Origin of the sequence: Brevibacillus sedimenti (assembly GCF_020923495.1) — a bacterium.
GTDB lineage: Bacteria > Bacillota > Bacilli > Brevibacillales > Brevibacillaceae > Brevibacillus > Brevibacillus aydinogluensis.
Map to the genome: position 1 here is coordinate 3,614,813 of NZ_CP064048.1, position 25,854 is coordinate 3,640,666.

Annotated in this window: 27 protein-coding genes and 1 pseudogene; 9 read left to right on the forward strand and 19 right to left on the reverse strand. The window is 55.6% G+C overall.

Annotation, left to right across the window (positions count from 1 at the left end; genetic code table 11):
• The first annotated feature begins 14 nt into the window (after positions 1–14).
• A complete protein-coding gene (locus tag IRT44_RS17675) occupies positions 15–185 on the forward strand; it encodes a hypothetical protein (protein ID WP_171564214.1) in 171 nt (56 codons plus the stop codon).
• Between the two features lie 137 nt (positions 186–322).
• Positions 323–1,273, forward strand: coding sequence for an ATP-dependent DNA ligase (locus IRT44_RS17680; RefSeq protein ID WP_230077106.1), 951 nt, complete (start codon positions 323–325; stop codon positions 1,271–1,273).
• Between the two features lie 4 nt (positions 1,274–1,277).
• On the opposite strand, the gene IRT44_RS17685 is transcribed toward IRT44_RS17680, so the two are convergent.
• Genes IRT44_RS17685 through IRT44_RS17700 form a run of 4 tightly spaced genes read right to left on the reverse strand, consistent with a single transcriptional unit; the run spans position 1,278 to position 5,665 of the window.
• The gene (locus IRT44_RS17685) at positions 1,278–2,636 is read right to left on the reverse strand and encodes a GerAB/ArcD/ProY family transporter (protein WP_230077107.1); all 1,359 of its coding nucleotides are present in this window, start codon (positions 2,634–2,636) and stop codon (positions 1,278–1,280) included.
• 12 nt (positions 2,637–2,648) lie between these two features.
• Positions 2,649–2,885: a hypothetical protein gene (locus tag IRT44_RS17690; RefSeq protein ID WP_171564217.1), complete on the reverse strand. Its 237-nt coding sequence runs from the start codon at positions 2,883–2,885 to the stop codon at positions 2,649–2,651.
• Positions 2,878–4,041 (reverse strand): Ger(x)C family spore germination protein, encoded by a 1,164-nt coding sequence (locus tag IRT44_RS17695; RefSeq protein ID WP_171564218.1) that lies wholly within the window; start codon positions 4,039–4,041, stop codon positions 2,878–2,880. Before IRT44_RS17695 ends, IRT44_RS17690 begins: the two co-directional genes overlap by 8 nt.
• Positions 4,042–4,045: 4 nt before the next feature.
• The gene (locus IRT44_RS17700) at positions 4,046–5,665 is read right to left on the reverse strand and encodes a spore germination protein (RefSeq protein ID WP_171564219.1); all 1,620 of its coding nucleotides are present in this window, start codon (positions 5,663–5,665) and stop codon (positions 4,046–4,048) included.
• 161 nt (positions 5,666–5,826) lie between these two features.
• Here IRT44_RS17700 and ligD point away from each other — a divergent pair, with 161 nt between their 5' ends.
• Positions 5,827–6,732, forward strand: coding sequence for a non-homologous end-joining DNA ligase (gene ligD / locus IRT44_RS17705; RefSeq protein ID WP_230077108.1), 906 nt, complete (start codon positions 5,827–5,829; stop codon positions 6,730–6,732).
• Positions 6,733–6,848: 116 nt separating this feature from the next.
• Positions 6,849–7,649: a prolipoprotein diacylglyceryl transferase gene (lgt, locus tag IRT44_RS17710; protein ID WP_171564221.1), complete on the forward strand. Its 801-nt coding sequence runs from the start codon at positions 6,849–6,851 to the stop codon at positions 7,647–7,649.
• A 266-nt stretch (positions 7,650–7,915) separates the two neighbouring features.
• Here lgt and IRT44_RS17715 read toward each other — a convergent pair whose 3' ends face one another.
• The 12 genes and pseudogenes from IRT44_RS17715 to IRT44_RS17770 all read right to left on the reverse strand — a co-directional run bounded on the left by IRT44_RS17715 (position 7,916) and on the right by IRT44_RS17770 (position 18,698).
• The gene (locus IRT44_RS17715; protein ID WP_230077109.1) at positions 7,916–8,734 is read right to left on the reverse strand and encodes a 2-keto-4-pentenoate hydratase; all 819 of its coding nucleotides are present in this window, start codon (positions 8,732–8,734) and stop codon (positions 7,916–7,918) included.
• Entirely contained in the window at positions 8,715–9,743 is a 1,029-nt protein-coding gene (gene dmpG / locus IRT44_RS17720; RefSeq protein WP_065066727.1) for a 4-hydroxy-2-oxovalerate aldolase, read from the reverse strand. The genes IRT44_RS17715 and dmpG overlap by 20 nt, the downstream gene beginning before the upstream one ends.
• Positions 9,744–9,765: 22 nt before the next feature.
• On the reverse strand, positions 9,766–10,653 hold the full coding sequence (locus IRT44_RS17725; protein WP_230077110.1) for an acetaldehyde dehydrogenase (acetylating): 888 nt from the start codon (positions 10,651–10,653) through the stop codon (positions 9,766–9,768).
• Positions 10,646–11,431: a 2-keto-4-pentenoate hydratase gene (locus IRT44_RS17730; RefSeq protein ID WP_171564224.1), complete on the reverse strand. Its 786-nt coding sequence runs from the start codon at positions 11,429–11,431 to the stop codon at positions 10,646–10,648. Before IRT44_RS17730 ends, IRT44_RS17725 begins: the two co-directional genes overlap by 8 nt.
• Before the next feature lie 26 nt (positions 11,432–11,457).
• Entirely contained in the window at positions 11,458–12,927 is a 1,470-nt protein-coding gene (locus IRT44_RS17735; RefSeq protein ID WP_171564225.1) for an aldehyde dehydrogenase, read from the reverse strand.
• A gap of 11 nt (positions 12,928–12,938) precedes the next feature.
• Entirely contained in the window at positions 12,939–13,400 is a 462-nt protein-coding gene (locus IRT44_RS17740; RefSeq protein ID WP_171564226.1) for a RidA family protein, read from the reverse strand.
• Between the two features lie 2 nt (positions 13,401–13,402).
• Positions 13,403–14,413, reverse strand: coding sequence for an amidohydrolase family protein (locus IRT44_RS17745; RefSeq protein WP_230077111.1), 1,011 nt, complete (start codon positions 14,411–14,413; stop codon positions 13,403–13,405).
• The gene (locus tag IRT44_RS17750) at positions 14,398–14,943 is read right to left on the reverse strand and encodes a 3-hydroxyanthranilate 3,4-dioxygenase (RefSeq protein WP_171564228.1); all 546 of its coding nucleotides are present in this window, start codon (positions 14,941–14,943) and stop codon (positions 14,398–14,400) included. The genes IRT44_RS17745 and IRT44_RS17750 overlap by 16 nt, the downstream gene beginning before the upstream one ends.
• Positions 14,940–15,149: a tautomerase family protein gene (locus IRT44_RS17755; protein ID WP_212131901.1), complete on the reverse strand. Its 210-nt coding sequence runs from the start codon at positions 15,147–15,149 to the stop codon at positions 14,940–14,942. The genes IRT44_RS17750 and IRT44_RS17755 overlap by 4 nt, the downstream gene beginning before the upstream one ends.
• Complete coding sequence (locus IRT44_RS17760; RefSeq protein ID WP_171564230.1) at positions 15,136–15,693, reverse strand: NADPH-dependent FMN reductase; 558 nt, start codon at positions 15,691–15,693, stop codon at positions 15,136–15,138. The genes IRT44_RS17755 and IRT44_RS17760 overlap by 14 nt, the downstream gene beginning before the upstream one ends.
• 36 nt (positions 15,694–15,729) lie before the next feature.
• Positions 15,730–17,208 (reverse strand): 4-hydroxyphenylacetate 3-hydroxylase family protein, encoded by a 1,479-nt coding sequence (locus tag IRT44_RS17765; RefSeq protein ID WP_230077112.1) that lies wholly within the window; start codon positions 17,206–17,208, stop codon positions 15,730–15,732.
• Between the two features lie 167 nt (positions 17,209–17,375).
• A pseudogene (locus IRT44_RS17770) lies at positions 17,376–18,698 on the reverse strand (MFS transporter).
• A gap of 285 nt (positions 18,699–18,983) precedes the next feature.
• On the opposite strand from IRT44_RS17770, the gene IRT44_RS19425 reads away from it, so the two are divergent.
• From IRT44_RS19425 to IRT44_RS17790, 4 genes are all read left to right on the forward strand, one after another.
• Positions 18,984–19,814 (forward strand): methyl-accepting chemotaxis protein, encoded by an 831-nt coding sequence (locus tag IRT44_RS19425; protein WP_326838929.1) that lies wholly within the window; start codon positions 18,984–18,986, stop codon positions 19,812–19,814.
• 46 nt (positions 19,815–19,860) lie between these two features.
• Complete coding sequence (locus IRT44_RS17780; protein WP_212131899.1) at positions 19,861–20,508, forward strand: Crp/Fnr family transcriptional regulator; 648 nt, start codon at positions 19,861–19,863, stop codon at positions 20,506–20,508.
• Between the two features lie 65 nt (positions 20,509–20,573).
• Complete coding sequence (locus tag IRT44_RS17785) at positions 20,574–21,203, forward strand: Crp/Fnr family transcriptional regulator (RefSeq protein WP_171564234.1); 630 nt, start codon at positions 20,574–20,576, stop codon at positions 21,201–21,203.
• Between the two features lie 181 nt (positions 21,204–21,384).
• Complete coding sequence (locus tag IRT44_RS17790) at positions 21,385–21,624, forward strand: hypothetical protein (protein WP_171564235.1); 240 nt, start codon at positions 21,385–21,387, stop codon at positions 21,622–21,624.
• A gap of 68 nt (positions 21,625–21,692) precedes the next feature.
• Here the strand turns inward: IRT44_RS17790 and IRT44_RS17795 are convergent, their stop codons facing one another.
• The 3 genes from IRT44_RS17795 to IRT44_RS17805 form a co-directional block, all read right to left on the reverse strand.
• Positions 21,693–22,712, reverse strand: coding sequence for an inorganic phosphate transporter (locus IRT44_RS17795; protein ID WP_171564236.1), 1,020 nt, complete (start codon positions 22,710–22,712; stop codon positions 21,693–21,695).
• A complete protein-coding gene (locus IRT44_RS17800) occupies positions 22,705–23,322 on the reverse strand; it encodes a DUF47 domain-containing protein (protein WP_171564237.1) in 618 nt (205 codons plus the stop codon). Before IRT44_RS17800 ends, IRT44_RS17795 begins: the two co-directional genes overlap by 8 nt.
• 205 nt (positions 23,323–23,527) lie before the next feature.
• Positions 23,528–24,172 carry a GGDEF domain-containing protein gene (locus IRT44_RS17805; protein WP_171564238.1) on the reverse strand — a complete coding sequence of 215 codons (645 nt, stop codon included), beginning with the start codon at positions 24,170–24,172 and terminating at the stop codon, positions 23,528–23,530.
• A 345-nt stretch (positions 24,173–24,517) separates the two neighbouring features.
• Between IRT44_RS17805 and IRT44_RS17810 the strand changes: the two genes are divergently transcribed.
• Complete coding sequence (locus IRT44_RS17810) at positions 24,518–25,771, forward strand: MDR family MFS transporter (RefSeq protein WP_230077113.1); 1,254 nt, start codon at positions 24,518–24,520, stop codon at positions 25,769–25,771.
• The last annotated feature ends 83 nt before the right edge of the window (positions 25,772–25,854 follow it).

Sequence of the window (25,854 nt, forward strand, 5' to 3'; positions counted from 1 at the left end):
GAGGAGGAGATCGCGTGAATCAGGCGGAACAGCTTCTCGCGGAAGCAAAACGACTGGAGGCTGAATGGAAGAAGGTAAAGCAGCAGTTGGCAAAGCTCCAATCCGAATGCGAACACGACTTTGCCCGCGGCCAGCTTTCGATGACCTGCCGCAAATGCCTGTACACGGAGAGTACGTACTACTAAACAGCCCGAGGCGATGAGACGGATGCCGCTCATCGCCTCTTCTTCGTCCTAATGGGGAACAATCATGGATGAGGCTGATTCGGACGGCTCCTTTCTTCCGTCTGACGGCCAATTCCGTTACCTGGACGAGGTGGAACATGAAACCGATCATCCCGATGGAGCCAGTGGCGAGCGACACCATCCCCCAGGAGCCGGGCTGGATTGCCCAGGTGAAATGGGACGGCGTTCGCATCCTTACCTATTATGACGGCAAACACGTGCAGCTGTTCAATCGAAAGGGAAACGAGCGCACCCATCACTACCCTGAACTAGCAGATATTGAAACGTACTGCCGAGCCGACTCCGTGATCCTGGATGGTGAAGTGATCGCGCTGGGGAGCGACGGCAAACCGTCCTTTCATGAAGTAATGCGCCGGGACGGGATTCGCCGCATGCAGAACGTGCCCCGGATGCAGCAAACTGTACCGGTTACCTACATGATTTTTGACTGTTTGTACCTAAACGGGGAATGGATCAACCAACGCTCCTTGCAGGACAGGCTCAAACTGCTGTCCGAAACGATCGAACCGAACAGCCACGTGCAAGTGGTGTCGTCCCATGATAACGGTTCCGCCCTGTATGAGGTGATCCGGCAGCACGGCATGGAAGGCATCGTCATGAAGCGGCTGGATGCCCCCTATCTCATCGGTGCGAAAAAAGCCGTGTGGCTGAAGATCAAACACTACCGGGATGTGATAGCCGCCATTGGCGGTTTCACCTTAAACGGCGGAGTCGTCAACGCGGTGCTGTTGGGCCTCTACGATGAGCAGGGCCGGTTTTGGTACATCGGTCATGCGGGAACGGGCAAACTGTCCCGCCAAGAGTGGCGGGAGCTGACCGACAGGCTGATGCCTGCAGTTATCCGGGAAAAACCCTTCGTAAACAGGCCCGATCGTCACCATGGCGTATTCTGGGTGACCCCCACGCTGACGGCCAAAATCAAGTACGCGGAATGGACAGAAGGGCGATCACTTCGCCAGCCATCCATTCAGGCAATCGTGGACGTACCGCCGCACGCCTGCAGGCTGGACAGGGAGATGATGAGATGATCTGCTAGTGGTCCGCAGAGGCTGTATCATTCCCCTGCGACTGCTTGTGTTTCAGGTGATTGACCGCCTGCATTTCCAGATAGGAGCTCACCAGCGCCACCAGAAAGCTTAGAAAGTACGCTACGCCGCTGATCAGGCCGGCCACTCTGTACTGATTCTCCAGCAAGGCCCCGCCGACGGTCGACACGAGACACACACCTAACGCCAGTTTGTTGATCCAGGCCCAGATCTGACAGCGCCTATACTCTCTCGTATGGGCGGAATGCGAGTCACGTCCGCTTCCCCGTTCTCGCAGAAGGGCTGCGGCAAACAGGAAGGCCAGCAGGGGAAGTTGGAAGATAAGCGTGATTGCCGGTATGCCGTAGCTGAAGAAGCGCAGCACGTCATCCGTATTGGGAAACGACAGTAGCGAGGAGACCACGATGAACAAGCCGCACGGCCCATTGGAGGCGGCGTAGTGTTGCTGGCCGGCGAACGATCCGACGCCGACAAGAAAGGCGATGTAGGTGACGACTGCCTTGATTGTAAAGGCCGGAAACCAGATGCTGAACACGATCACTTCCACGCGGTCCAGGAAGTCGGTAATGTGGATCTGCTGCACTAGCGCGTAAACAGGGAAAGTCAACCTGCTGGTGATCAGATACCCCATCACGCCCAACTGAACCACCATCAACAGCGTCAGCGAGAACCCGGCAATGATCGCCCCGTGTTTCATTGCGGAATACAGGAGCCGGGGATGGGAAATGGCATGCAGAAACGCACCGAACAAAAAGATGCTGCCAAACACCCCTGACGGGAGGAGATTACCGAGACCGACGGCCGCGATGTTGCTCTCCAGCACCGGCTCCAGCCGTTCAACCGCATACTCGTTGCTCAGTGTGAAGTACAGCATGATGGTGATGAGAAAAAATACGGGAAAGTACATTTCATTGACGCGGGCAGCCACTTCCGTGCTTGTTCGGCCGTAGTACACCAGCATCAGGACGAATACCAACAAAATGATTTCAAGCGGCGTCCGGGGCAGCAGCATCACTTGCAGGAACAAGCTGACCCCCTTGATGTCCGCCACCAACAACAGCCAGAGGTAAAACAGAACGAGGGCGTTTACGAAGCCACCGATCCACCTGCCCCCTGCCAGAAAGATGATTTCAAACAGGTTTTTTCCGGGGTAGGCCCGGGACAGCCTCGCGAAGACCAGGGCTACCAGTATTGCGTAAAACGTCGGGAGGATGAAGGCAAACCACGCATCATTCTTGGCGATCTGGGCCAGTGTTTTCGGCTGGCTGAACAACGCCCCCGTAATCAGGACGCTGCCGATCAGCCAGGCAATCTGCCGATGATTGATCACCTGTTTATGGATCATGACAGGCCCTCCTTACCAGATGTTTTCCATCCACTGCTGCAGGCCAACGGAAAAGACGTCGGCCAGGTAATTGGTTGGCATGATCACGTGGAGTTGAAACTGCAGTGCTATGAACAACCCGATCGTGAGCAGGTAAAAGAAACCCATCACTCGCCTTTGCTTGACTGGCATGCTTTTTCGCTTCATGAAAAACTGGACCAGGGACGCTAGCAGCAAGAGCACGTACAAAACCAGGGCGACACTATTCATGGCGATCTTCCTTTGTGATGTTCTCTGTTGTCTGGCCGATATTGGTGATCTCGGCTTTGGTCCGGACGTGGAATTCCGCCTGCGCAAGGCGCTCGTTCCAATTATCCCGCAAATGGCTTCGCCACTCGCGGGGATACTCTCGAGCCAACACCAGGCCCAGCCCGATGGTGTCCGTCCGCTGCCGTTTCATCTGAGCCAACGTCTTCTTTACTGTTTCGGTAATATGATTGGACAGTTTTCGCTCCAGCGCAGCCAGGTTGTCCGCCCTGCCCAGATCGGCATCGGTCAAGTTTTCGATAACGGACGCCGACGCGTCCACATTGATCATAAACTGGATACGGCCCTGCTTGATTACAGGCTTGATTTCCGCCTTTCCCTTGTCGAACCGGACGTTGACGGTTTCCTTTTCTGTCAGGGAAACCTTTGTGGAAAAGGGCGTAAACTGACGGTGAAACCACCGCAGTCCCCCTGCCGCTTCCTGGTTGAACACCCCCACCATCTTGTCGCGGAGAAATTGGGCCACCCCAAGTACTTGAATCTCCTTCGACTTTCCTTTGGGATGGGAATTGACGGCCGCCACGTACGGCAGATAGGGGTCCACACCAGGTGTGCTCAGCGTCTGTGCCATGTCCTTGACGGTGACGGGAACCGATTCCATTTTGATCAGTTCCCGCATCGCCTCACCGGAGAAGCGTTCAAAGCTGGGCTGCACCTGCAGCATGTTAAACCCCTTCCCCTTGGCCAGCACCAGGTAGGCAGTCAGCCGGTTCTCAGGGAAACGGGCCACCACATCCAGCACCTCGCTCAGTCCATCTCGGGCCAACGCCTCCCCAATGACGATCACGCGATGGTGGGCGTAGTACAACTGCCGGCTCATCCTGGCCTGAATCAGGCTGTGTGCTTCCCGCAGCGTCTTGCCAGTGGCCGAGTCGACGTAATAGACATTGTCCCCGCTGGTACCTCCTCCGCCACCGGTCGGTCCGCCCAAACTGCTTACCAGCGGAACCTGAACGGACAAACGATATTCACCATTGGCCTCCTTGTCGATGGAAAACGCAATCACGATGGCAATGTCGTTCACTTCCGTCCGGTCCCAACATCCGCTCATCAGCAGTCCGCAGAGAGCGACGACACAACCCTTCATCCACCGTCTCATTCGTTCATCCCTCTCCTTTGGTGCGGCCTTTGTCGCCATGCCCGCCTCCGCCTTGGCGAACAGCCCCGGATTGGCCTTTGCGCTGCTGTTGGCCGGTTTGGCCGGTTCGCATCCGCCGGGCGTCCTGCACGCCGAGAAAGCTGGGTCGTTTTTTCATGAACGGCCACGGAGCACGAATCAGCACGTCCTTCAGGTCACTCACTGACATCGGCGCGATCGGGGACAAGTAGGGAACGCCCATCGAACGCAGGTTGGCCAAGTGTCCCATAATCAGCACGATGCCGACGAGAATGCCGTATATGCCCAAAATCGAGGCGGCGATCATCAGCGGAAAACGCAGCATCCTAAGCGCAATGGAAGCGTTGAAATGAGGTATGGTAAAGGAAGCGATCCCTGTGATGGACACGACAATCACCATCGGCGCTGACACAATCCCAGCCTCCACGGCCGCCTGTCCCACGACAAGCGCCCCCAGGATGCTGACCGCCTGGCCGACTGTCTTGGGCAGACGCACCCCGGCCTCCCGCAGGGCTTCAAAGGAGATTTCCATGATCAGCGCCTCCACGATCGCCGGAAACGGGATCGACTCCCGCGCCGCCGCGATGCTGAGCAGCAGGGTGGTGGGCAGCATCTGCTGATGAAACGTGGTGATGGCTACATAGGCGGCGGGCGTGAGCAGCGAAATGAGCAGGAACAAATAACGCAGCCAGCGGATCAGGGTTGCCGGCATGAATCGTTCGTAGTAGTCTTCGTTCGCCTGCAGCATGATCCAGAACGTGGTGGGCACGATCAGCACCATAGGCGTACCGTCGACCATAATGGCGACACGCCCTTCCAACAGTGCTCCCGCCACCGTATCCGGACGCTCGGTATACTGGACCTGGGGAAAAGGAGAATAGATGTTGTCCTGAATCAATTCTTCGATGTAGCCCGACTCCAAAATTCCGTCGGTTTCGATCACACTGATGCGCCGCGTCACTTCTTCCACCAATTGCGGGTCGGCGATCCCCTCCAGGTACGCGAGCGCCACGTTGGTATTGGTTTCCCTGCCAATCACCAACGATTTCATTTTCAACCGGGGGGTCTTGAGTCTGCGCCGCAGCAGGGAGGTGTTGGTCCGAATGTTTTCGATGAAGCCCTCCCGCGGGCCGCGCACCACCGCCTCCCCCTCCGGTTCATCGACGGAGCGCTTTTCCGGGCCGCGCATGCCCATGGTGAGCGCCTCCGTGTTTCCGTCCACCACGATGCCGGTGTCTCCCGACAGCACGGCCTGTAAAAACTCTTTGTAATCCTTTACCTTGGCGATTTGCGAAACCGGCAGCAGTTTCTTTTGGATCACATCGACGTCGCGATCGCCGCTCTCCAGGATCATCAACGCCTCCAGCGCCTGGTTGACCTCTCTCGTATCAACCAGGCCGTCGACGAATACAGCCACCGCTGCGACGCCGTTTTTCATGTTGAACTCGCGGATGACAAAGTCGGAGCAGTCGGAAAACAGCTGTTTTAACACGTGCACATTTTCCTGCAGGGTGGGGTAAAGAGGAACCCCTTCCATCTCGGTCAAACTGCAGGTATTGATCGTATGTATCAATTCTTCCTTGCTTGACTTTCCGTTCTTAGCCATCGCATTCACCAACCGTTGGCAAGCTATCCGTATTATGGGTGCCGAACCGGAAAAATATGCAGCCCGCTTTAGCCCGCATAACCGTCATGCACCGGGGCATAGTAGTGGCAAACCATCGGATGCAATCCCGAACATTTTTCCGGAAAGAGGGTAGCAAAGCGATGCCGACAGCCGCGACCGATCTCGTATTGAGCGTCGAAGGCAGGGAACTGACCATCACCAACCCGCACAAACTGCTATGGCCGGAAGCAAATGTCACCAAATGGGACTATATCCGCTACCTGTTGGAGGTGGCGCCTCCCCTGCTGCGCTACGCCCAAAACCGCCTGTTGACCGTGATCCGCTATCCGCACGGCGTTGGCGACAAGCATTTTTACCAGAAAAACCTGCCCGCGTACGCGCCGGACTGGATTGCCACGAGCCGCTGGGAAAACACGCGGTATCCGCTGTGCAACGACACCGCCACACTGGTCTGGATGGCCAATCAGGCTGCATTGGAGTGGCACGTGTCATTTCATCTCGCCCATGATGAAACGCCGACCGAGCTGGTGTTCGACCTGGACCCTTCCACCCCCGAGTTCGCACCGGCAGCCGAGACGGCGCTGCTGTTGAAAGAAGTGCTGGACGGGTTGAATCTGCCCTCATTCGTCAAGACATCGGGGGCCAGCGGCCTGCAGGTCTACATCCCGATCGAGCGTCGCTACAGCTTTGACGAAACCCGTCAAGTCGGTCAATTCGTCGCCACCTATCTGGCGGAAAAACACCCCAGCCTGGTCACGATCGAACGCCTGGTGAAAAACCGGGGAACCAAGTTGTACATTGATTATTTGCAGCACTGGCGCGGCAAAACACTGCCCGCTCCCTACTCCACGCGCGCCCGCCCGCAGGCGACGGTCTCCACTCCGATCACGTGGGACGAGGTGCCCCGGATTCATCCGACCGACTTTACCGTCCATACCGTGCCACAGCGGCTAAAGGAACGAGGAGACTTGTTCGCGCCGGTCCACGATCCCAACCGGCGGGCATCCCTGGACCCGATTCTCGCCTTTCTCGCCAGGCGGAGATGATCACGTTGAGAACGCGGCCTCGCCCCTCCTTGCTTCTGCCTTCCCTGTAATGGAACTGTCTGTGCCGGTTGTGCTATACTGTGCATCAGATGGTTGATGGCAAGGAGGAATTCATCATGATTGATCCGATTGCGTTGACGCTCGGCCCCATCAAGATTCACTGGTACGGCGTAATCATGGGGCTGGCGTTTTTTCTGGGCACGTATTTGGCCCGCTACAACGCCAAACGGGCCGGGATCGATCCCGACCACGTGCTGAACATGGTCGTGCTGATCATCCCGGCCGCGATTATTTGTGCCCGTTTGTATTACGTTATTTTTGAGTGGGAGCAGTACAAAGACAATCTGTTTGACGTCATTGCCGTATGGAAGGGCGGATTGGCCATCCACGGCGGGTTGATCGGCGGTTTTCTTGCCGGTGTCTGGTACGTCCGCAAGCACAATCTTCCGCTGCGCAAGCTGGGAGATGTGCTGATGCCCAGCGTCATTTTGGGACAGGCGCTCGGCCGCTGGGGCAACTTCATCAACCAGGAAGCCCACGGCGGGCCGGCCACCGAGGAGTTTATGTCGCATTTTCCTGCGTTTATCCGCGAACAGATGTACATAGGCGGCCAGTACTACCACCCCACATTTCTGTACGAATCGCTGTGGAACCTCGTGGTCTTCGCCATCCTGATGGTCATGCTGTACCGGTTGAAACGCTTTGACGGACAGGTGCTGTTCAGCTACATGATCCTCTACTCGCTCGGCCGCTTCTTTATTGAGGGCATGCGCACTGACAGCCTGATGCTCGGCCAAACGCTGCGCGTCGCCCAGCTTGTCAGCCTCAGCCTGATCGTCGTCGGGGTTGTGCTCATGCTGGTGTATGCCCGCGCGAGCAGACAGCCGTCCGATCACTCCGAGCAAACGCCGAAATGACGAATACATACGCCCAAAAAACCGATCCGTGTAGTATGAACCCCTTAAACGTAGACGTTGGAACCCCTATGGTTGACCGATCAATACGTTAGGGGTTCATTCTTTTCAAACAGTCAACGGCCAAACGTTCCCACAGCTCTTGTCCCTGAGACGCCCGGAAAGCAGTTGAAATCCATAAGGACGTGTCTGGACTGATCGGAACAGATACGGTTGAAACAAAATAAGCCGACCCCGGTCGCGTACCGGGGCCATCTAGCAGATTACGGTCATTCCTTGACGGTAAACTCAATGGAGCCCAGTCCGTCCCATTTGGCAGAAACGACATCGCCGACAGCAAGTGGCTGCGCTCCGGTAATGCCGCCGGTCAAGATCAGTTGACCGGCGTGCAGCTTGCGCCCTCTGCGAGACAGCATGTTGGCCAACATGGCGACGGAATGGGCCGGATGTCCCAGCACTGCCGCCCCTGCGCCCAAATCTTTCAATTCCCCGTTGATGGAGAGGGTAACTCCGACCAGATCCAGTTCCAGCTCATCCGGTCTGCGCTGCCTCGATCCGATGAACACACGGGAAGCGGACGTGTTGTCCGCGATCACGTCGGGGAGGGTGAACTGAAAATTCAGGTAGCGGCTGTCGATAATCTCCAGGGCGGGAACGACGTATTCCGTGGCGGCCAACACGTGAGCGCCCGTCACTCCCGGTCCTTCGATATCCCTGCCGAGGATGAACGCGATTTCGGCTTCCACTTTCGGATGAATCAATTCACGGAAAGACAGGACGCCGCTGTCAACGGACATGTAATCAAACACATGGCCGTAGATCGGCTCGTTTACGTTCATCTGCTTCATTTTGGCCCGGCTGGTAAAGCCCATTTTCAGCGCGATCACCCGATGGCCCTGCTCGCGCTTGATGGCAACCAGCTCATCCTGGATCCGGTACGCATCCTCTACCGACAAGTCTGGATATTCAGCCGTAAGTTTCACCTCTTCCTGCCGGTTGAACTCCGCATCGACCAGCTTTTGCGCCAATGATCTGTAGGAATGTTCCGCAAGCGAGCTGTCCACCTCCTTATCGCAGTCCCGCTGCACTGCGCTGCTTCAAGATTTCCGCAGCGACATCAATGATCATGTCTTCCTGACCGCCTACTGCTTTTCGCTTCCCGAGCTCAATCAGGATATCGCGGGAATCAATTCCGAACTTCTTCGCGGCACGCTCCGCATGTAGCCGGAAGCTGGAATACACGCCTGCGTATCCGAGGACCAGGCTGTCCCGGGTAATCTCCTGCGGAACCTGAAGGATGGGCGCAACGATCTCTTCCGCCAGATCCATCATTTTGTAAAGATCAATGCCGGTTTCGATGCCCATCCGTTCCAGCACGGCGACCAGTACTTCCGTTTGCGTATTGCCCGCGCCGGCCCCCAAACAGCGGACACTGCCGTCGATGCGCGTTGCCCCTTCCTGAATCGCCGCCAGCGTGTTGGCCATCGCCAGGGACAAATTATTGTGCGCGTGGAACCCTATCTCAACGCCGATGCTTTGCTTTAATGCCCTGATTCGTTCGGCCACTTCATGAGGCAGCAGGGCGCCGGCTGAATCAACCACATACACCGCATCGGCTCCGTAGCTCTCCATCAGTTTCGCCTGCTCGACCAGTTTTTCCGGAGGTGCCATGTGAGACATCATCAAAAAACCGACGGTGAAGAGGCCAAGTTCTTTGGAGCGGGCAATGTGTTGAGCGGAAATATCGGCTTCGGTAACGTGCGTCGCGATCCGCGCCATGCCAACACCCAGCTTCACAGCGGCATTCAAATCCTTGATTGTGCCGATTCCCGGCAGGAGGAGCACACCTACCGTCGCCTGTTTGCAGACGGCAACTGCCGCCTCGATCAGTTCCATCTCATTCGTTCGGGACAGCCCGTACTGCAAGGAAGAACCGGCCAGACCGTCTCCATGGGAAACTTCGATGAAGGGAACATTCGCCTCGTCCAAAGCGCGGGCCACGCTCACCACCTGTTCCACGGTAAATTGATGGTTAATCGCATGGCTGCCGTCGCGAAGCGCCACTTCCGTGATGAGAATATCCCGTTTACCACTCATCTGTTTCGTCTCCTTTCCAGTTTCAGACGGATGCTGCCTTCACGTGGTGCGCGGCAAATTCCTCCGCCACTTTCACCGCCGTCGCTGTCATGATGTCCAAATTGCCGGAGTAGGTGGGCAGGTAATCGCCGGCCCCTTCCACTTCCAAAAAGACGGTGACTTTGTTGCCGTCGAAAATGGGCTCGGTACGGAGACGGTATCCGGGTACGTACGATTGAATATAGCCTGCGGTTTGCTCAATGGATGCAGCAATCGCCTGTTCATCCAGCGTTTCTTCGTCAACCAGCGCATACACCGTGTTCCTCATCAAAATCGGCGGCTCAGCGGGGTTCAGGATGATAATCGCCTTGCCTTTCTTCGCGCCGCCAATGGCTTTGATGCCGTGGGCGGTGGTTTCCGTAAATTCGTCGATGTTGGCGCGGGTGCCCGGACCGGCGCTTTTGCTGGAAATGGTGGCGACAATCTCAGCGTAGTTGACCGGGCTCACGCGGTTAATCGCATGAACGATCGGAATCGTCGCCTGGCCACCGCACGTAATCAGATTGATGTTTGTTTCGTGCAGGTGGGAACCGAGATTTACGGCCGGAACGACATATGGGCCGACTGCGGCCGGAGTCAGGTCGATGGCAAGCTTGCCCGCTTCCCGAAGAGCCTTGGCGTGACGAATATGCGCTTTCGCAGACGTGGCGTCAAACACGATATCGGCAAGCTCCGGACTGTTTTCCAAAAACTGCTTCAGTCCGCCGTCAAACACTTCATAACCGCGCTGCTTCGCCATGCGCAGTCCCTCCGAGTCGGGATCGATGCCGATCATCGCGGTAAGCTCCAGCTTGCTTGACCTGCCCAGCTTCATCATCAAATCGGTACCGATGTTTCCGGAGCCGAGAATGGCAACCTTTACGTTAGACATGAAATCTCACTCCTACTTCCCCGAGATGGGCGATTCGCGCGCTGAAACAGTCTCCGGGGGCCGCATTGACCGCCGCAGACAGGGCGCCGGAGAGAATCACTTCCCCGGCTTTCAGCGTTATCCCAAACTCAAACAGCTTGTTGGCTAGCCATGCCACGCAGTTCGCAGGGTTGCCCAACGCCGCTGCTCCTACACCGGTATTGACCAACTCGCCGTTTTTGTACAGGGCCATGCCAGCCAGTGCGAGGTCGATTTGATCCGGCTTCACGGGGCGTCCGCCCAGCACGTACAAACCGGAGGAGGCATTGTCCGCGACCGTATCCTGCAGCTTGATTTTCCAATCCGCGATCCGGCTGTCCACGATTTCCAGAGCAGGGAGGAGATAATCGGTCACCTGCAGCACATCTGATGCGGTAACGCGCGGCCCCTGCAAGTCGCGCTTTAACACGAAGGCAATTTCCCCTTCCACCTTGGGCTGGATCACGCGCTGAAACGGAATCTCCCCTCCGTTTTCAACGGCCATGCCCGCCAGCAAATGACCGTAATCAGGCTGGTCGACCCCAAGCAGTGTCTGCATGGCTAACGAAGTCAACCCGATTTTCTTTCCGACAACGACGTCGCCGGCCTTCACCTTTCGCTCAATCGTGTGCAGCTGCACGCGGTACGCTTCTTCTGTCGTCAAATTGGGGTCCAGGGCCGTTAACGGCTCTACCCCGCGACCGCTTCGTTCCGCCTCTGCCAAATGGTCGGCAAATTTCGTGATTTTTGCCAAGTCCAACGACGCTACCTCCCTGCGTTCCAATTTCATAGTTTCATGGTAACTGTCTTTGCTTCCGTATAGAATTCGAAGCTGTGCCGCCCGCCTTCACGGCCGATGCCGCTCGCTTTTGCCCCGCCGAACGGCGTGCGCAGGTCGCGCACATACCAGCAGTTGATCCACAGCAGGCCGGACTGCACCTGAGCGGCTACGCGGTGGGCACGTCTCAGGTCGTTCGTCCAGACCACCCCGGCCAATCCGTAGATGGAGTCATTGGCGATGCGAATCGCTTCTTCCTCCGTTTTGAACGGAATGACGACGACAACCGGACCGAAAATTTCCTCCTGGGCCACCCGCATTTTATTGTCTACGTCATAAAAGACGGTCGGCTCGTAAAAGTTTCCGTCACCCAGGCTGGTGATTCGCTTGCCGCCGTAAGCAAGCTTGGCGCCTTCGGCCAGACCGATCTGCACGTAGTCATCGACCGTTTTCAGGTGGCTGCGCGATACGAGCGCCCCCATATCCGTCTCCGGGTCGAGCGGATCGCCCACCTTGATCTGCTGCACCGCCTTCACGAATTTGTCGAGGAACCGGTCGTAAATGCTTTCCTGCACCAGCAGCCGCGACCCGGCCAGGCAAATTTCACCCTGGTTGCGGTAAATCGCTTCGATGGACCCCGTCACCGCTTCATCGAGATCGGCGTCTTCAAACACGATGTTTGCCGACTTTCCTCCCAGTTCGAGAGAGACCGGAATCAGTTGGGAAGCGGCGTTTTTCATGACCGTCTTGCCTGTCGTCGTCTCACCGACAAACGAAATCCGGCGCACGTAGGGATGCGTGGTCATCGCCGTGCCGACGGTTCCTCCCGGGCCGGTCACGATGTTCAACACACCCGGGGGCAGGCCTGCCTCATTGGCGATTTCCCCCAGCATCACGGCGCTCAGGGGAGTATAGGAGGCCGGCTTGACCACCACGGTATTGCCGGCTGCCAGGGCCGCGGAAGCTTTCCAGGTCATCTGCATGAACGGCAGATTCCACGGAATGATCAGGCTGGTCACCCCTGCTGGAGCGTATTTCGTGTACGACATGAATTTGCGCATCTCGTAGTTTTCATGAATCAGGTATTTGGCCATCTCTGCAAAAAAGCGCAGGTTCCAGGCGGCTCTGGGAATGTCAAAACCGCGGCTCTCCTTGATCGGCTTGCCGACATCGAGCGTTTCCACCCAGGCCAAATCGTTCACCCGTTCCATGACGAGATCGGACATTTTGCAGAGAATCTTCGCCCGTTCTTCGACAGGCATATCGCTCCAGACGCCGCTTTCAAAGGTGCGCTGCGCCACTTCAATCGCCTTGTTCACATCTTCCTCGCCGGCATTGGCCACCGAAGCAAGCTTGACATTGGTCGCCGGGTTGAGCGTGTCGAACGTCTCGCCGGAGATGGCGTCGGTGTATTCGCCGTTGATGAACAGCTTGGCGTCCTTCAACTTTCTTTCTCTTTCCTGTGCAGTCTGGCTCATCGGAATCCCCCCTACTCCTCAATTTCCACGATCATCTCTACTTCGACCGCGTTGTTGTGCGGAAGCTGCGCCATGCCTACCGCAGAACGGGCGTGTTTGCCTTTCTCTCCGAAAATCTGCACCAGCAAATCGGAGGCGCCGTTCATCACCTTGGGTTGATCCGTAAAATCAGGAGCGCTGTTGACAAAGCCCAGGAGTTTGACAATCCGTTTCACTTTGCTCAATTCGCCGATCTCCCGTTTGACGACCGCCAGGAGATTCAGCATGCACTGTCTTGCCGCCAGATAGCCTACTTCCACCGTGACGTCTTCGCCCAGTTTGCCGCGGTACTCGTCCGTCCCTTGACCGGCCAGAAACAGGAGATTGCCGGTGCGAACGCAGCCCACGTAATTTCCCGCCGCCTGCCGCGGCGCAGGCAGCGTCAGGCCCAGATCCTGCAATCGTTGTTCGGGTGTCGCCGCATGTATCGTCATCGTTACCTCACCTTCACCTGGCTCATATTCAGGAAGCGAAGCGCGTTTTCCCCGAGCATCGCCCGCTTCTGTTCTTCCGTAACCGTCAGCATCTGGTCAATGACTTCGCCCGGGGGAATTTCCCGCAGCAGGAACGGGTAATCGGAGCCCATTAGGATCCGCTCATAGCCAAAGCGGTCAATCATGTACTGGATGTTCGCCGGATCATAGACCAACGAATCAAAATAGAAATTCTTGGCGTAATGGCTGGGCGGCTGTTCCAGCAGCCGGAGATGGGGCCATACCTTCCAGCCCTGGTCCAGCCGGGGAAGAATGTAAGGGAATGATCCCCCGCCGTGGGCCAAACAAATCCGCAGGCGAGGGAATTTCTCGATCACGCCGCCAAGGATCAGGCTGGCTGCAGCGAGGGCCGTCTCGCTCGGCATCCCCACGGTGTACATGAGATTGTGGCGAGGCATCCGCTCTCTGCCCAACGTCTCCCACGGGTGGACAAACAGCGGCACGTCCCACTTCTCGCACATATCGAAAAATTCCAGGAATGCAGGGTCATCCAGATTGTTTCCGTTCACGTTGGTACCGATTTCGATCCCTTTCAGGCCCAGTTCGTGAACGCAGCGATCCATTTCACGGATGGCGACGGCCGTGTTCTGCAGAGGAACCGTTCCCAGGCCGATAAACCGGTCGGGATGCTGTTTCACGGTTTCCGCAATGAAATCGTTTTGGATGCGGGCCATCACTTCCGCTTCTTCAGCGGGCGCCCAATAGGAGAACGTGACGGGAATCGGAGACAGCACCTGGATGTCCACCTTTTCCCGGTCCATATCCTGGAGCCGCTTCGCAGGGTCCCATACCTGGTCGGTCACTTCGCGGAACACCTTTCCCCCGACCAGGATATTGGCGCCGCATGCGCATGTCCGGTGCAGGACAGGCCAGCGCTCTCCCTTGAATGTTTCGGCGAAGTTCGGCAGGTCTTCCGGGATGATGTGGGTATGAAAATCTACTCGCATTTCCATTCGCTCGCTTCCGGCGGCATGACGTATCCGCAGTTTTTGCAAGTCCGCAGCTCCAGGCTGCCGTTGAATCCTTCGATCGCTTGCTTTACCTGCGTTTCGATATTGGTCAGCTGAACGGTGACGCGGTGCATTTCATGGTCGCATTGATCGCAGAACCAGACGAAGTCCTCCAGCTCTCCCTGGGCCCTGTTTCGCTCGATGACAATGCCGATGGTATCGGCCACCCGGTGCGGCGAGTGCGGAACATTGGCCGGAAGCAGGAACATTTCTCCTTCCCGCACGGTAATCACTTCGCGTTTGCCTTCCTGGTTGATGATCTCTACATAACAATCTCCCTTCAGCTGATAGAAAATTTCTTCGGAGGGATCGACGTGGAAGTCACGCCGTTTGTTCGGTCCGCCCAGCACCATCACCATCAGCTCCGCGTCTTTCCAGATCACCTTGTTGTTGACCGGAGGTTTCAGCTGGTCCTTGTTTTCCTCGATAAATTTCCACAAATTGATCGGTGCGAACATGCTCGTCGTACTCATGTCAATCGCTCCTTTTCCGCTTGGTTTTCTTTCACCGTCTTTCCGCCAATCGCCCAATGGTTCAACGGAATCTCGTAAAGGATGATCCTGACCCGTTCGGGTGCGACCTGCAGGGTTTCGGAGACCGTTTTCGTTACATCGGCAATCAAACGCTCCTTCACCTCTTGATCTCGTCCCTCCAGCAGCTTGATCTCAAGAATAGGCATGAATATCACCGGCTTTTAACGCTTTTTGCATATGGACCACTTCTTCGGCCAGATTCCTGATCCGCTGCAGCACGTCTTCGTCCACCAGTTCATTCTGCCGGTTGAAGTGGTCGGCATGCGCGTACACATAGCCGGGTGCGACGTACGCCCGGAAGTATCCGGCGATGGGTTTCAGCTGATTTTCAATCACCAGATAATGCTGATACGTGCCCCCGTTGGCGACAAAACCCATCACTTTATGGCGAAGCGCCTGCGGATGCACCAGGTCGAACAGGTTCTTCAGCACCCCGGTGATCGATCCCTGAAAGATCGGCGTGCCGATGATGTAGAAATCAGCGGAAGAGACGATGTCGATCACCGTTTTCGTGTCACCGGTGTAGGTGGACGGGTCACGCCCGTCACAGAACTGGACATCGTACTGCTTCATATCCAGCAGTTCCACTTCCAGCTCAGGGTCCAGCTTCTTCGCTTCCTCGAGAACCTTTTCCACGAGTATGCGCGTTTTTGCCCCCACAATCGTTCCTGATATGCCTAACAGCTTCATCCCGTTTCCTCCTTTGTCCGAAGCGCCGTCCGTTCCTCACGCTTTCACGACCGGTTCATTAAGATCAAGCACGCTCAACGCGTCATCGACCAGGTCAAACGAGCGCTCCCGTTTGTAATTGTTGAAAAAGATCGCCCGCTTGCGGATCGGATCGCCGGTATAGTAGCGTTCGTATTGCAGAAGCCGCTGACCGAACGCTTCTCCGCACAGATCCCAGGCCAGCTTGAACAAACGGACGCGTTCCTTCCCGGAGACACCCGCTCGACCGGCGAAATACTTCTCCATGTCTTCCACCAATTCCGGATTGGCAAAATCGGCCCCCGTCGGAGACATCAGCAGACCGCCTGCTCCGATGATTTGCAGCACTTCCACGGCGCGCGGGTACATCTTCGGCAGCAGTCCGCGTATCGTTTCCAGCGGCACCCATCCCGGCATGATTTCGCCGGACGGCAATACGTCGCACTCCTGTTCGGCGATCCGCAACAGCGCCCTGATCGATTCCACCGCCTGGATCAACTCACCCAGGTCGTTCTGGACATTCAGGTAGACATCCACGCCGATGGAGTCGGCCAGACGGACCGCTACTTCCGTGGCAAACTGCAGTTTGATCAGCCCGCGTACTCCGGTTTGATGCGCCGGCTGCTGCGCGATACCCGTTTTCGGATACAGCAGGTTGGCCGCTTCCACGTTGTTGTACAGGAAGACCCGGTCCCACGGCACCAATACATCGTGGAAGACCAGCACCGCATCCATTTCTTCAAAGCGTGACGCCAGCGGATGGTCAAACAGCGAGCGGGTTCCGTCCTGCATCGGTTCACGGCAGAGAATCCGCAGTCCCGGCGTGTCAATCGGAACGGCAAAGGCAAGCGCGTAGCGCTCATCGCCGGGCTTGAATCCCGGGAACGTGTAGATGATCACTTCATCCGTGATCGGCGCCAGGGTGGCGAGCATTTTCGCGCCTCGGACGATCAGTCCTTGCGGCGTTTCCTTCACCGTGCCCAAATGGATAAAGGGATCCTGCTGTTCATGCGATGACTTGCTGCGATCGTTTTGCGGGTTGATAATCGCGTGCGTCAAGAACAAATCGTTGTCGCGGATGTACCGGTAATACGCGCGGATATTTTCCGCCCACTGCGGATTGTATTTTTCCAAAAAGGAAGCGTTGCTGAACAACGATGTAAGCACAACATTGAGAAAATCCGGAGTTCTGCCCATCAAGCCGAACGTGGCTTTGGCATACGCTTCAAACAGCGCCCGGCGAGCCTGCAAATCCTCGTGGGTTTTCGGGACCAGAAACGCATTGTTCACCCGTTCCCCGGTTTCTGTACAGATGTGCGTAATCTTGTCCTGGTACTCCGGATCGTGCTGCATATCGTACAGCTTTGCGATTTCACGTATTGGCTGCTGGAACACAACCTCGCCGCATACATGGGTCACTTTTCGTCCGGACAGCCAAATCTCCGGCTGCCGGGATTTCAATCCGTTGATGTACTGGGCACCTGTTCGGATTCCCATGGTAATTCCTCCCTACTTTCTTGGTTAGGATGAGTTCCTGTCTTGTGATTGCATTATAATATTGAACAATTTTGAAAATTGTAGTGCGGTTAACGTTTTCACCCGATTTTTGAAGTGACGTCAGAAAAAAAGGCTGCCGATAGTATCGACAGCCTCCCACGCGTTGGTTAGATGTTCCCGTCGCGGTGCTTCGGAATAAACAGCACCATGACCGAAGCGATGATTCCCGCGATGGCAAAGGTATAGAAGTTCCAGGAGGGCCCCATGTTCCAGGACATGAACAATCCGATCAGCACCGGGCCGGAAATCGCCCCGATCCGACCGAACCCGATCGCTCATCCCAGCGCGGTCGCCCGGTTATCTGCGGAGAAGTACTTGGAAATGTAGGCGTTCATGATCAACGTGGTACCGATCGTCCCGAAACCGGCGAGGCCGACCAGGGCGTACACCACCGGCATCGACGATTTTACACTCAAGAGGGCCATCGAGACCCCAGCGAGGAGGTAGGAGATGCTGATGATCTTCTGCGATCCCCACCGGTCTGCCGCCCTGCCCGCCAACAGCGCGCCCACCGCAGCCGACAGGTTCAGCATGAACAGGAATCCCAGACTGGATCCGAGCGGGTACCCGGCCTCCTTCATCATTTTCGGCAGCCATGTGCTCAACCCGTAAATCATCAGCAGGCCCATGAAAAAGGCGATCCAGAAACAGATGGTCGCGCGGATGTTTTGTTTGGCGAACAGCGCGGCGACCGAGGCGAATTTACCCTTTCCCTCGTTCGCTTGATCCGGTTGGTACGCTCCGATGGTATCAAGCGGAATGTTGTACCGGGCGGCAATTTGCTCCGCCTCTTCGCGTCTGTTCTTCGCCAGCAGGAAGCTGATCGATTCGGGCAAATACGTGAGAATGAACGGCACGAGGAGAATCGGGACGGCGCCGAGCCAGAACAAGAACCGCCATCCGAAATCCTGCAGGAAATACATCGACAGCAGCGCACCGAGCAGACCGCCGACCGGGTACCCTGTGTACATCACGGCGTACATCAACGACCGCCGTTCCACCGGCGAATACTCGATGGTGAGGGCGGACGCCGTGGGAATCACGCCGCCCAGCGCGATACCTCCAAGAAAACGAAACAAACCGAACATGTCAGGCGAGGGTGCCATCGCGGCAAACCCCATCATGATGGAAAACAACGATACGCAAAAAGCCAATGTCTTTTTGCGCCCGATCATGTCCGTGACAGTTCCGACACAGATGGCTCCCACCAACATGCCGACCAGCGCATAGCTTCCAATGGCGCCCGCTTTCGCCGGAGACAGCGACCAATCCTTGTACTCCATCAACGAAGGCAGCACAGCGCCGTAGATGCCGAGATCATACCCGTCTGCCAGCATGCTGAACCAACAGATGACAACAACGAGCAGCGTGATGGCTGGCATTGTCCTGGTTGCCGGTTTCGACGACGGATCGAGAACGGGCGCATCCATTTGCAGATTCCCTTTCATCATATCCTCCCCCTGATAATTGTTTAAATATTTAAAATTGCCGTGAACTGATTGTACTAAAAGGGAGGACCTCCCTGTGTAAATCGCTTAACGTTCCAATCCCTTTTTCGAATCCTTCCGTCACGCCGGTTGTAAACCAGTTAACATTTTTTCAGACTTTTTTTCGCGACGAGAATGATTACGTTGTACATATGCTCTTCGCCCATTTATAATTGTGCTGATAGTTTCTGAAAATTTAGATTTATGAAACATAGGGGCTTGAAGGGTATGATCCTGCTGGAAAGTGTCGTGCACGTATCTTCCATCATGCACAGGATGGTTTTGTGCTTTGAAGATGATTTTACGCTCGGGATCACGGATAGGGAGAAATTTTTAACCTACCTGCCCGTAAAGACCTTGCAATTCGGATTATCGCCGCATGATCCAATCAAGAAAGGCAGTCTGGCCAATACGATTATCAAGCAGGGAAGACCGATGACAAAGCTGATGGATTCCTCGGTGTACGGAATCGCTTACATTGCCGACGGACTGCCGATTGAGGAAGACGGCAGGATTTCCGGTGCGCTCGTCTTCGGAGTCAGTCTGGATCGCCAAAATAAGCTAGTACAGATTGCCGAACACCTGTCGGCCATTGTGGAAGAGGTTTCCGCCCAGTCCGTGGTGATGCAGTCAAGCGCAGAGACGTTGTCGTCACACAGCGAGAAGCTTCATCAGGTCATGACCGGAATGCTGCAGCAAGTAGAAACAACCTTTTCCGTATTGAAATCAATCTCAGACATCGCCAAGCAGTCGGGCATACTCGGGTTGAACGCCTCGATTGAAGCCGCCCGTGCAGGGGAGCATGGCAGAGGCTTTGCGATCGTTGCGGGAGAAATGCGTCGTTTGGCTTCGACGTCCGGCGGTTTGGCAAAGGGAATCTCCAAGCGCCTTTCTTCACTGCAGGAGGAGATCACCTCTCTTTCACAAATGGTGCTTGCATCAAAAAATCTCGCAAAGGCACAGACAGAAGGGATTATGGAACTGGCTTCCGCCATTCAAGACGTTACCAAGGAGGCATGCCTGCTGCAGCAGATGTCGCAGATCCAAGCCGGCCACTAACCACAGCCGTTAATCGTTTACAACCATATTGAAAGGAGTGTTCGATATGGTATCCCCTTTTGAAACCGACCTGAAGTGGGAGACGTTTCTGAAGTACGGGAAGAGGCAATTCGTGAAAGGAAAATCCGTCATTTACTACCAGGGAAGTCTGGGAGACGGGTTTTATTACCTTCACAAGGGCTTGGTGAAAATCGTCACCTCCACGGTAAAAGGAAAAGACCGGTTGTTGAACATCGTGGTGCCCGGCCAACTGCTCGGGATTCAAACCATGGACCGGCAAACGCACTTTACCACCGCGATCGCCGTTAAGGACTCGGTGGTCTATCATTTTTCCTGCGAACAGTTTGCGAAACTGATGAAGGAGCGGCCGGAATTATTGCCCCTGTTTGCTCAAACCGTCAATCAAAAAATGCGGATTCTTCTTTATGCGATTAATATGAAAGCGCTTTCTTCCGAAGAGCAGATCGCCGCGCTGCTCCTCAACATCTGCGATGAGTTTAAAAACTATGAAGTCCCCCTCACCCAACAGGACCTGGCGCACTGCACCGGATTAACCCGAATCACCGTATACAAAATCCTGAAACAGTGGAAAGAAGACGGACTGATCGACATCGAGCAGCGCAAATTTGTGATCAAGCGTCCGGATGTGTTGCGGAAGTTGAATCTGTCTGCACCGACAGCGAAAACGGTTTAGTCTGGGGCGCTCATTCCCTGTCCAATGTTGCACAGAGAATGATGTTGGGAAGGAAAGGTGATCGTATGGTAAACCTTCGCTACAAGTGGACTCCGTTCTTATCATATGGACAAAAACTGGAACTGAAAAAGAATACGTTCGTGTATCGCCAGGGAGAAAACGGCAGAGGCTTTTATTACCTTGGGCAGGGCGGGGTGAAAATCAGCCTGCTATCCGATAACGGCCACGAGCGTGTCATTGACTACGTCCCGATCGGGACCTTGCTAGGGGAACACGGGGCTCACAGAGGAACCTATTTGACAACCGCGGTGACCACTACACCTTCGATTCTCTATCATTTCTCCGATGAAGCCTTGTCAAGAGTGTGCAAGGATCATCCCCATGCGGCGATGATCTTCACCAACTCCCATATCTATAAAGTACGACTCCTCGCCGAAATCATTTCCTATCTGGACAGCCCGGTCGAACACCAAATGGCTCACTTTTTGTTGAAATTGATTCAAATTCATGAGAATGAAAACATTCCCATCAACCAGACGTCGTTCGCCCGATACATCGGCACGTCCCGGATCACGGTCAACAAGATCATCCAGAAATGGCGCCAGCAAGGCTTTATCCAATTCTCCAACGGCGTGATTCAGGTGATTCAGATCGAGCGGATTCGAGAGATACTGACCCAAATGGAAAGTGTGTAGTTTGAGCAAAGTACGTCCTTGTAACCCCCTCCGCAGTGGGAGGGGGTTTCCCTTTTTTGAAGAATCGAGACTGCTCAACGGGGGCTTGACCGGTGGGTCGGGTGGTTTTTTTCTGGTCTGAATTGTCGCAAAGGTGGGCATAACTGAAAGAAAACGACGAAAGGAACAGGAGGAGGATCACATGGATGACGACATGTTGGAGGCGTACCTGGACCGGAACGTGCGCGTTCACTTCGCTCCGGGCATGATCGGGCCAGGCCTGTCTGCTTATGAGGAAGGAAAGCTGCACGACTACGGCACGGCGGGGCTGCTGCTGGAAGCAGCGGACGGCTCGCTCACCTACATCCCGTATACGTCGGTCCGGATGGTGCAGATCAAACCGCGTCCCGGCTTTTGGGAGCGGTTGACCGGCACTTCCTGATCCGCTTTCCCCGTAAAACAAAAAAGCCCCTCTCCCCGTTAGGAGAGAAAGGCGGGAACTCGATTCCGTTACAAAAAGACGTCGAATACCACGTAACAGGCAGCTGCGAGCAATCCTGTCGCCGGCAATGTAATGACCCATGTCACCAGGATCCGGCCGGCCAATCCCCACTTTACTGCGGAGAATTTTTGCGACGCTCCCACGCCCAGAATTGACGAGGTGATCACGTGCGTCGTGCTGACGGGCAGTTTCAGCATGGTAAAAATGGTAATAATCAGGGCAGACGACAAGTCGGCGGAGAAGCCGCTGATCGGCTTGATCTTCATGATCTTGCCACCCATCGTTTTAATGATCCGCCAGCCGCCAAACGACGTGCCAAGCGCCATTGCGATCGCCGCCGAGATTTTCACCCAGATCGGAATCGTGATTTCACCCGTCTCCGAGGTCATAAAGCCGCCGGAGATCAACGCGAAAGTGATGATCCCCATGGTCTTCTGAGCGTCGTTGGCCCCGTGGCTGAACGATTGCCAGGACGCCGACAGCACCTGCAACAAGCGAAAGCCTCTGTTCGTACGATGATACGGCATGTTGGCCACCAGTGCGGAGACCAGCTTGATAATGACAAACCCGACTACAAACGCAACGATCGGTGAGAAAATCAGCGCCTGGACAATGCTGATAAAGCCTGCCATGTTAATGGAGTCGAAACCGGCTGCACCGACAACCGCACCGGCCACCCCGCCGATCAGGGCGTGTGACGACGAACTGGGAATCCCGAACCACCAGGTGATCAGGTTCCACAGAATGGCGGACGTAAGCGCGGCCAGGACGATGACCAGACCGTTCTCCAACTTGAACGGGTCGGCGATGCTTCCCCCGATCGTTTTGGCCACGCCGGTATAGGTAAGCGCACCGATCAGGTTCAGTACCGACGCAATCAGAATGGCCGTGCGGGGACTCAGCGCCCGGGTGGACACGGACGTGGCGATCGCGTTGGCCGTGTCGTGAAAGCCGTTGATAAAGTCAAAGCTGAGCGCCATGATGACGACAAGGATGAGTATGATTATGTCAGGCGAAAGACTAAGCATTCTTCAGCACAATCCCTTCTACCAGGTTGGAAACATCCTCGGCGAAGTCCGCACAGTCTTCCAGCTTGTCGTAAATCTCCTTCAGCTTGATCGCCTCGATCGGATTGGCGTCGGGTGCGTTGAGCAGGTCGGACACCATTTTCCGGTAGTTGGAGTCGGACTCATGCTCCAATTCCTTGATCTCGGAAGCGTATTGGGACACCACCTTGTGATCCAGTTTGCGCAGGGTGCGAATCAGCTCGATCAGTTTGGCCGAGCATTTCACCAGAATGTTGGCCTGAGCCAGAACGCGAGGATCGGGCTGGTGCACTTGATAGAGGTACATCCGATCCGCTACCCCGTCGATATAGTCAATCATTTCGTCCATCGTATGCGCGAGCTGGTGAATGTCCTCCCGCTCCAGCGGGGTGATGAACGTGGAGTTCAGCTCGTTCATGATCCGACGAACGATTTCATCCCCTTCTTTTTCAACCGCTTTAATCGCTTTCACTTTGGCTTCCACATCCTGATAGTTGCCAATCATCTCGTAAAACAGATGGGTGCCTTTGTGAACATTGGCGATTTGCTGTTCAAACAGGTCAAAGAAGATGTCCTTGTTGGATTTCCACATATGTTCCGTCGTCACTCCTTTGGAAAAATAGCGCCTCAACGATTATAACCGAACAACTTTCGAAAGGTAAATTTAAAAACAAGGACAAACGCGTATTTTTTTCATTAAGATATTGTAAAGGTTTTGTAAAGACGCATGACAAGCGAAAAACACCCGCCCTATTCCCGGATGCGGGTGTTCAATTATCTCCAAATGCTTCCTTCCCTCAATGGTGCGCTACCAAAATGCAGTCTTTCTTTTTTTTCGCTTCGTACATCAGGGTGTCTGCCTTCGCCGCCAGTTCCGTTGCCGTGGACGCGTGCGCGGGAAACGAGGCAATGCCGATGCTGACCGTTACGCCCCCAAGATCCTCCCGAACATTGCGCTGGATTCTCTCCCCCACGGCTACACCGTGCGGCGTTTCCGCATGAGGCAGCATGATGACAAACTCCTCGCCGCCCCATCGGCCGACCGCATCCTGCGCGCGGATGCTGCGTTTCAGAATGTCGGCAAAGCGGCACAGCAGCTCGTCTCCCGCCAAGTGACCATGGCTGTCATTGAATATCTTAAAATTGTCCAGGTCGATAAACAGCAAGGTAACCGGATAGTCGTGGCGGCGGGCCCGCTCTATCTCCTTTTCCAGCAATGCAAAAAAGCGGCGGTTGACAAGAGCACCTGTCAGCGAGTCCAGACTGGCCTCCTCTCTCAGTCTCTCGGCATACAATCCCATCTGGTAACCCGCTGCTGCCTGCATCACCGCGACCACTGCGGCCAGTACGGCCGTCAGCTGATGGGACGGCAGTCCGTATACAACCGTCCACAGCAGGCTAAACAGGCAGGATATCCCCAACCCTATCCAACGTAAGTCCAACGATATCCCCTCCGACGTAGTTCGCACAAAAACGCGTTGGATATGATACAAAAGACCTAAATAACCACGGGAAATATAGGACTTTTATCTTATTCATAGGAATATTTTACCTGTCTGTTCCAGTGAGTTCAAGGAAAAAAATCGCCAGCGCAGTGTCGGGACAACGTGTAAACCGACTCGCGTATCGCTCGCTCCGTTCGCGCCCCCTCTCATGGAAGCCGTGCTCACGCAAAAGGCATTAACGAAAAACTCAGTATTCAGATATGTATAAACCTTCTTTTTCATTTCACAAAAAATTCGTATACTACTAAAAAATTCTTTTATCAGAAGCGAGGAATTTACGACATGGCATGGCTTCAATCCGTCTTTACACGTTATGACTCGACCATCTGGATCCGCGTAATCGGGACGATTCTGACCACATTTGCCGGATTCATGCTCCGACCCTTCCTGGCCTTTTATCTATATGAGAGAATGGACAACAATCTGGTGGTGGCGGCCATGGTGACCAGTCTGCAGCCGCTGACCAGCATGATCGCCGGACTTTATTCTGGAGGATTGGCTGACCGTTACGGACGAAAGCCGTTGATGGTGGCCGCCCTGGCGATCGAAGCGATCTCCATGGCTGGTTACATCTGGGCGGAGTCCCTCTATGACTTTGCGGCTTTAACCATTCTGAACGGAATCGGCTCGTCCCTGTTCTGGCCGGCAGCCAGCGCACAGGTGACGGACGTGGTTCCGGAGGAAAAGCGCAGTGAGGTGTTCGCCCTGCTGCATACCGCCCTCAACCTGGGCGCGGCGGCGGGACCGCTGATCGGGGTTACGCTGTACAAAATCAACCCGGCAATCGTCTTCGGCATTTGTTCGGCCGCACTCTTCACCTATATGCTGCTGATCGTGTGGAAAGTACCGGAGACACTCCCCCGTGAGAAGCGGAAGCAGGGCAGCCAAGGACAAGCAGACAAGCCAAAAGCGCCCAAGCTGCGGCTGCACGAGCACACCACCCTGTTGTGGATGACGCTGGCGGCCGTTCCGGTCTCGCTCCTGTACTCCCAGGTGGAGATCATCCTGCCGCAGCACCTGCGGACGCGCTTTGATGATTTCCTGACCGTGTTTGCCACCTTGATCACGATCAACGGCCTGCTCGTCGTATGCTGCCAGATCGTGATCGCCAAGTTTGCCGAACGTTTTCCGGCCCATCGCGTCATCCTGCTGGCCTACCTGCTCCTCGCCTGTGTCGGCATCGGCTACGGCTGGGCCCCCACCTTTTTCCTGCTGGTGGTGGCGGAGGCCATCTTTACGCTGGGCGAGATGCTGTACGGCCCGCAAATCCAAAAGGCAATTTCCGTCATGGCGCCGGAAGCGTACCGCGGCCGTTACTTTTCCATTTTCGGGGCCAACTGGAGCATCACTGGCGCGATCGGCCCGTCGCTTGGCGCCGTGTCGTTCCGCAGCATCGGCGGCGCCTACTGGTTTTCCCTGCTCGCCGTCCTCCTGCTCGTCGCCGGCCTGTTCCAGTACCGGCTGGTGAAGCGGGCCATGAGCCAGCGGCAGCCGGCTCCTTTTGACGGTTCCAAGCCTCCGATTGCCGCGTCATAAAGGGCGGCTGGCAATTTCCCGAAAACGACCGCCTGCAGCTCAAGCGATTCTGTTCTCGCTCCCTTCCGCTTTCGTTTTGTTTT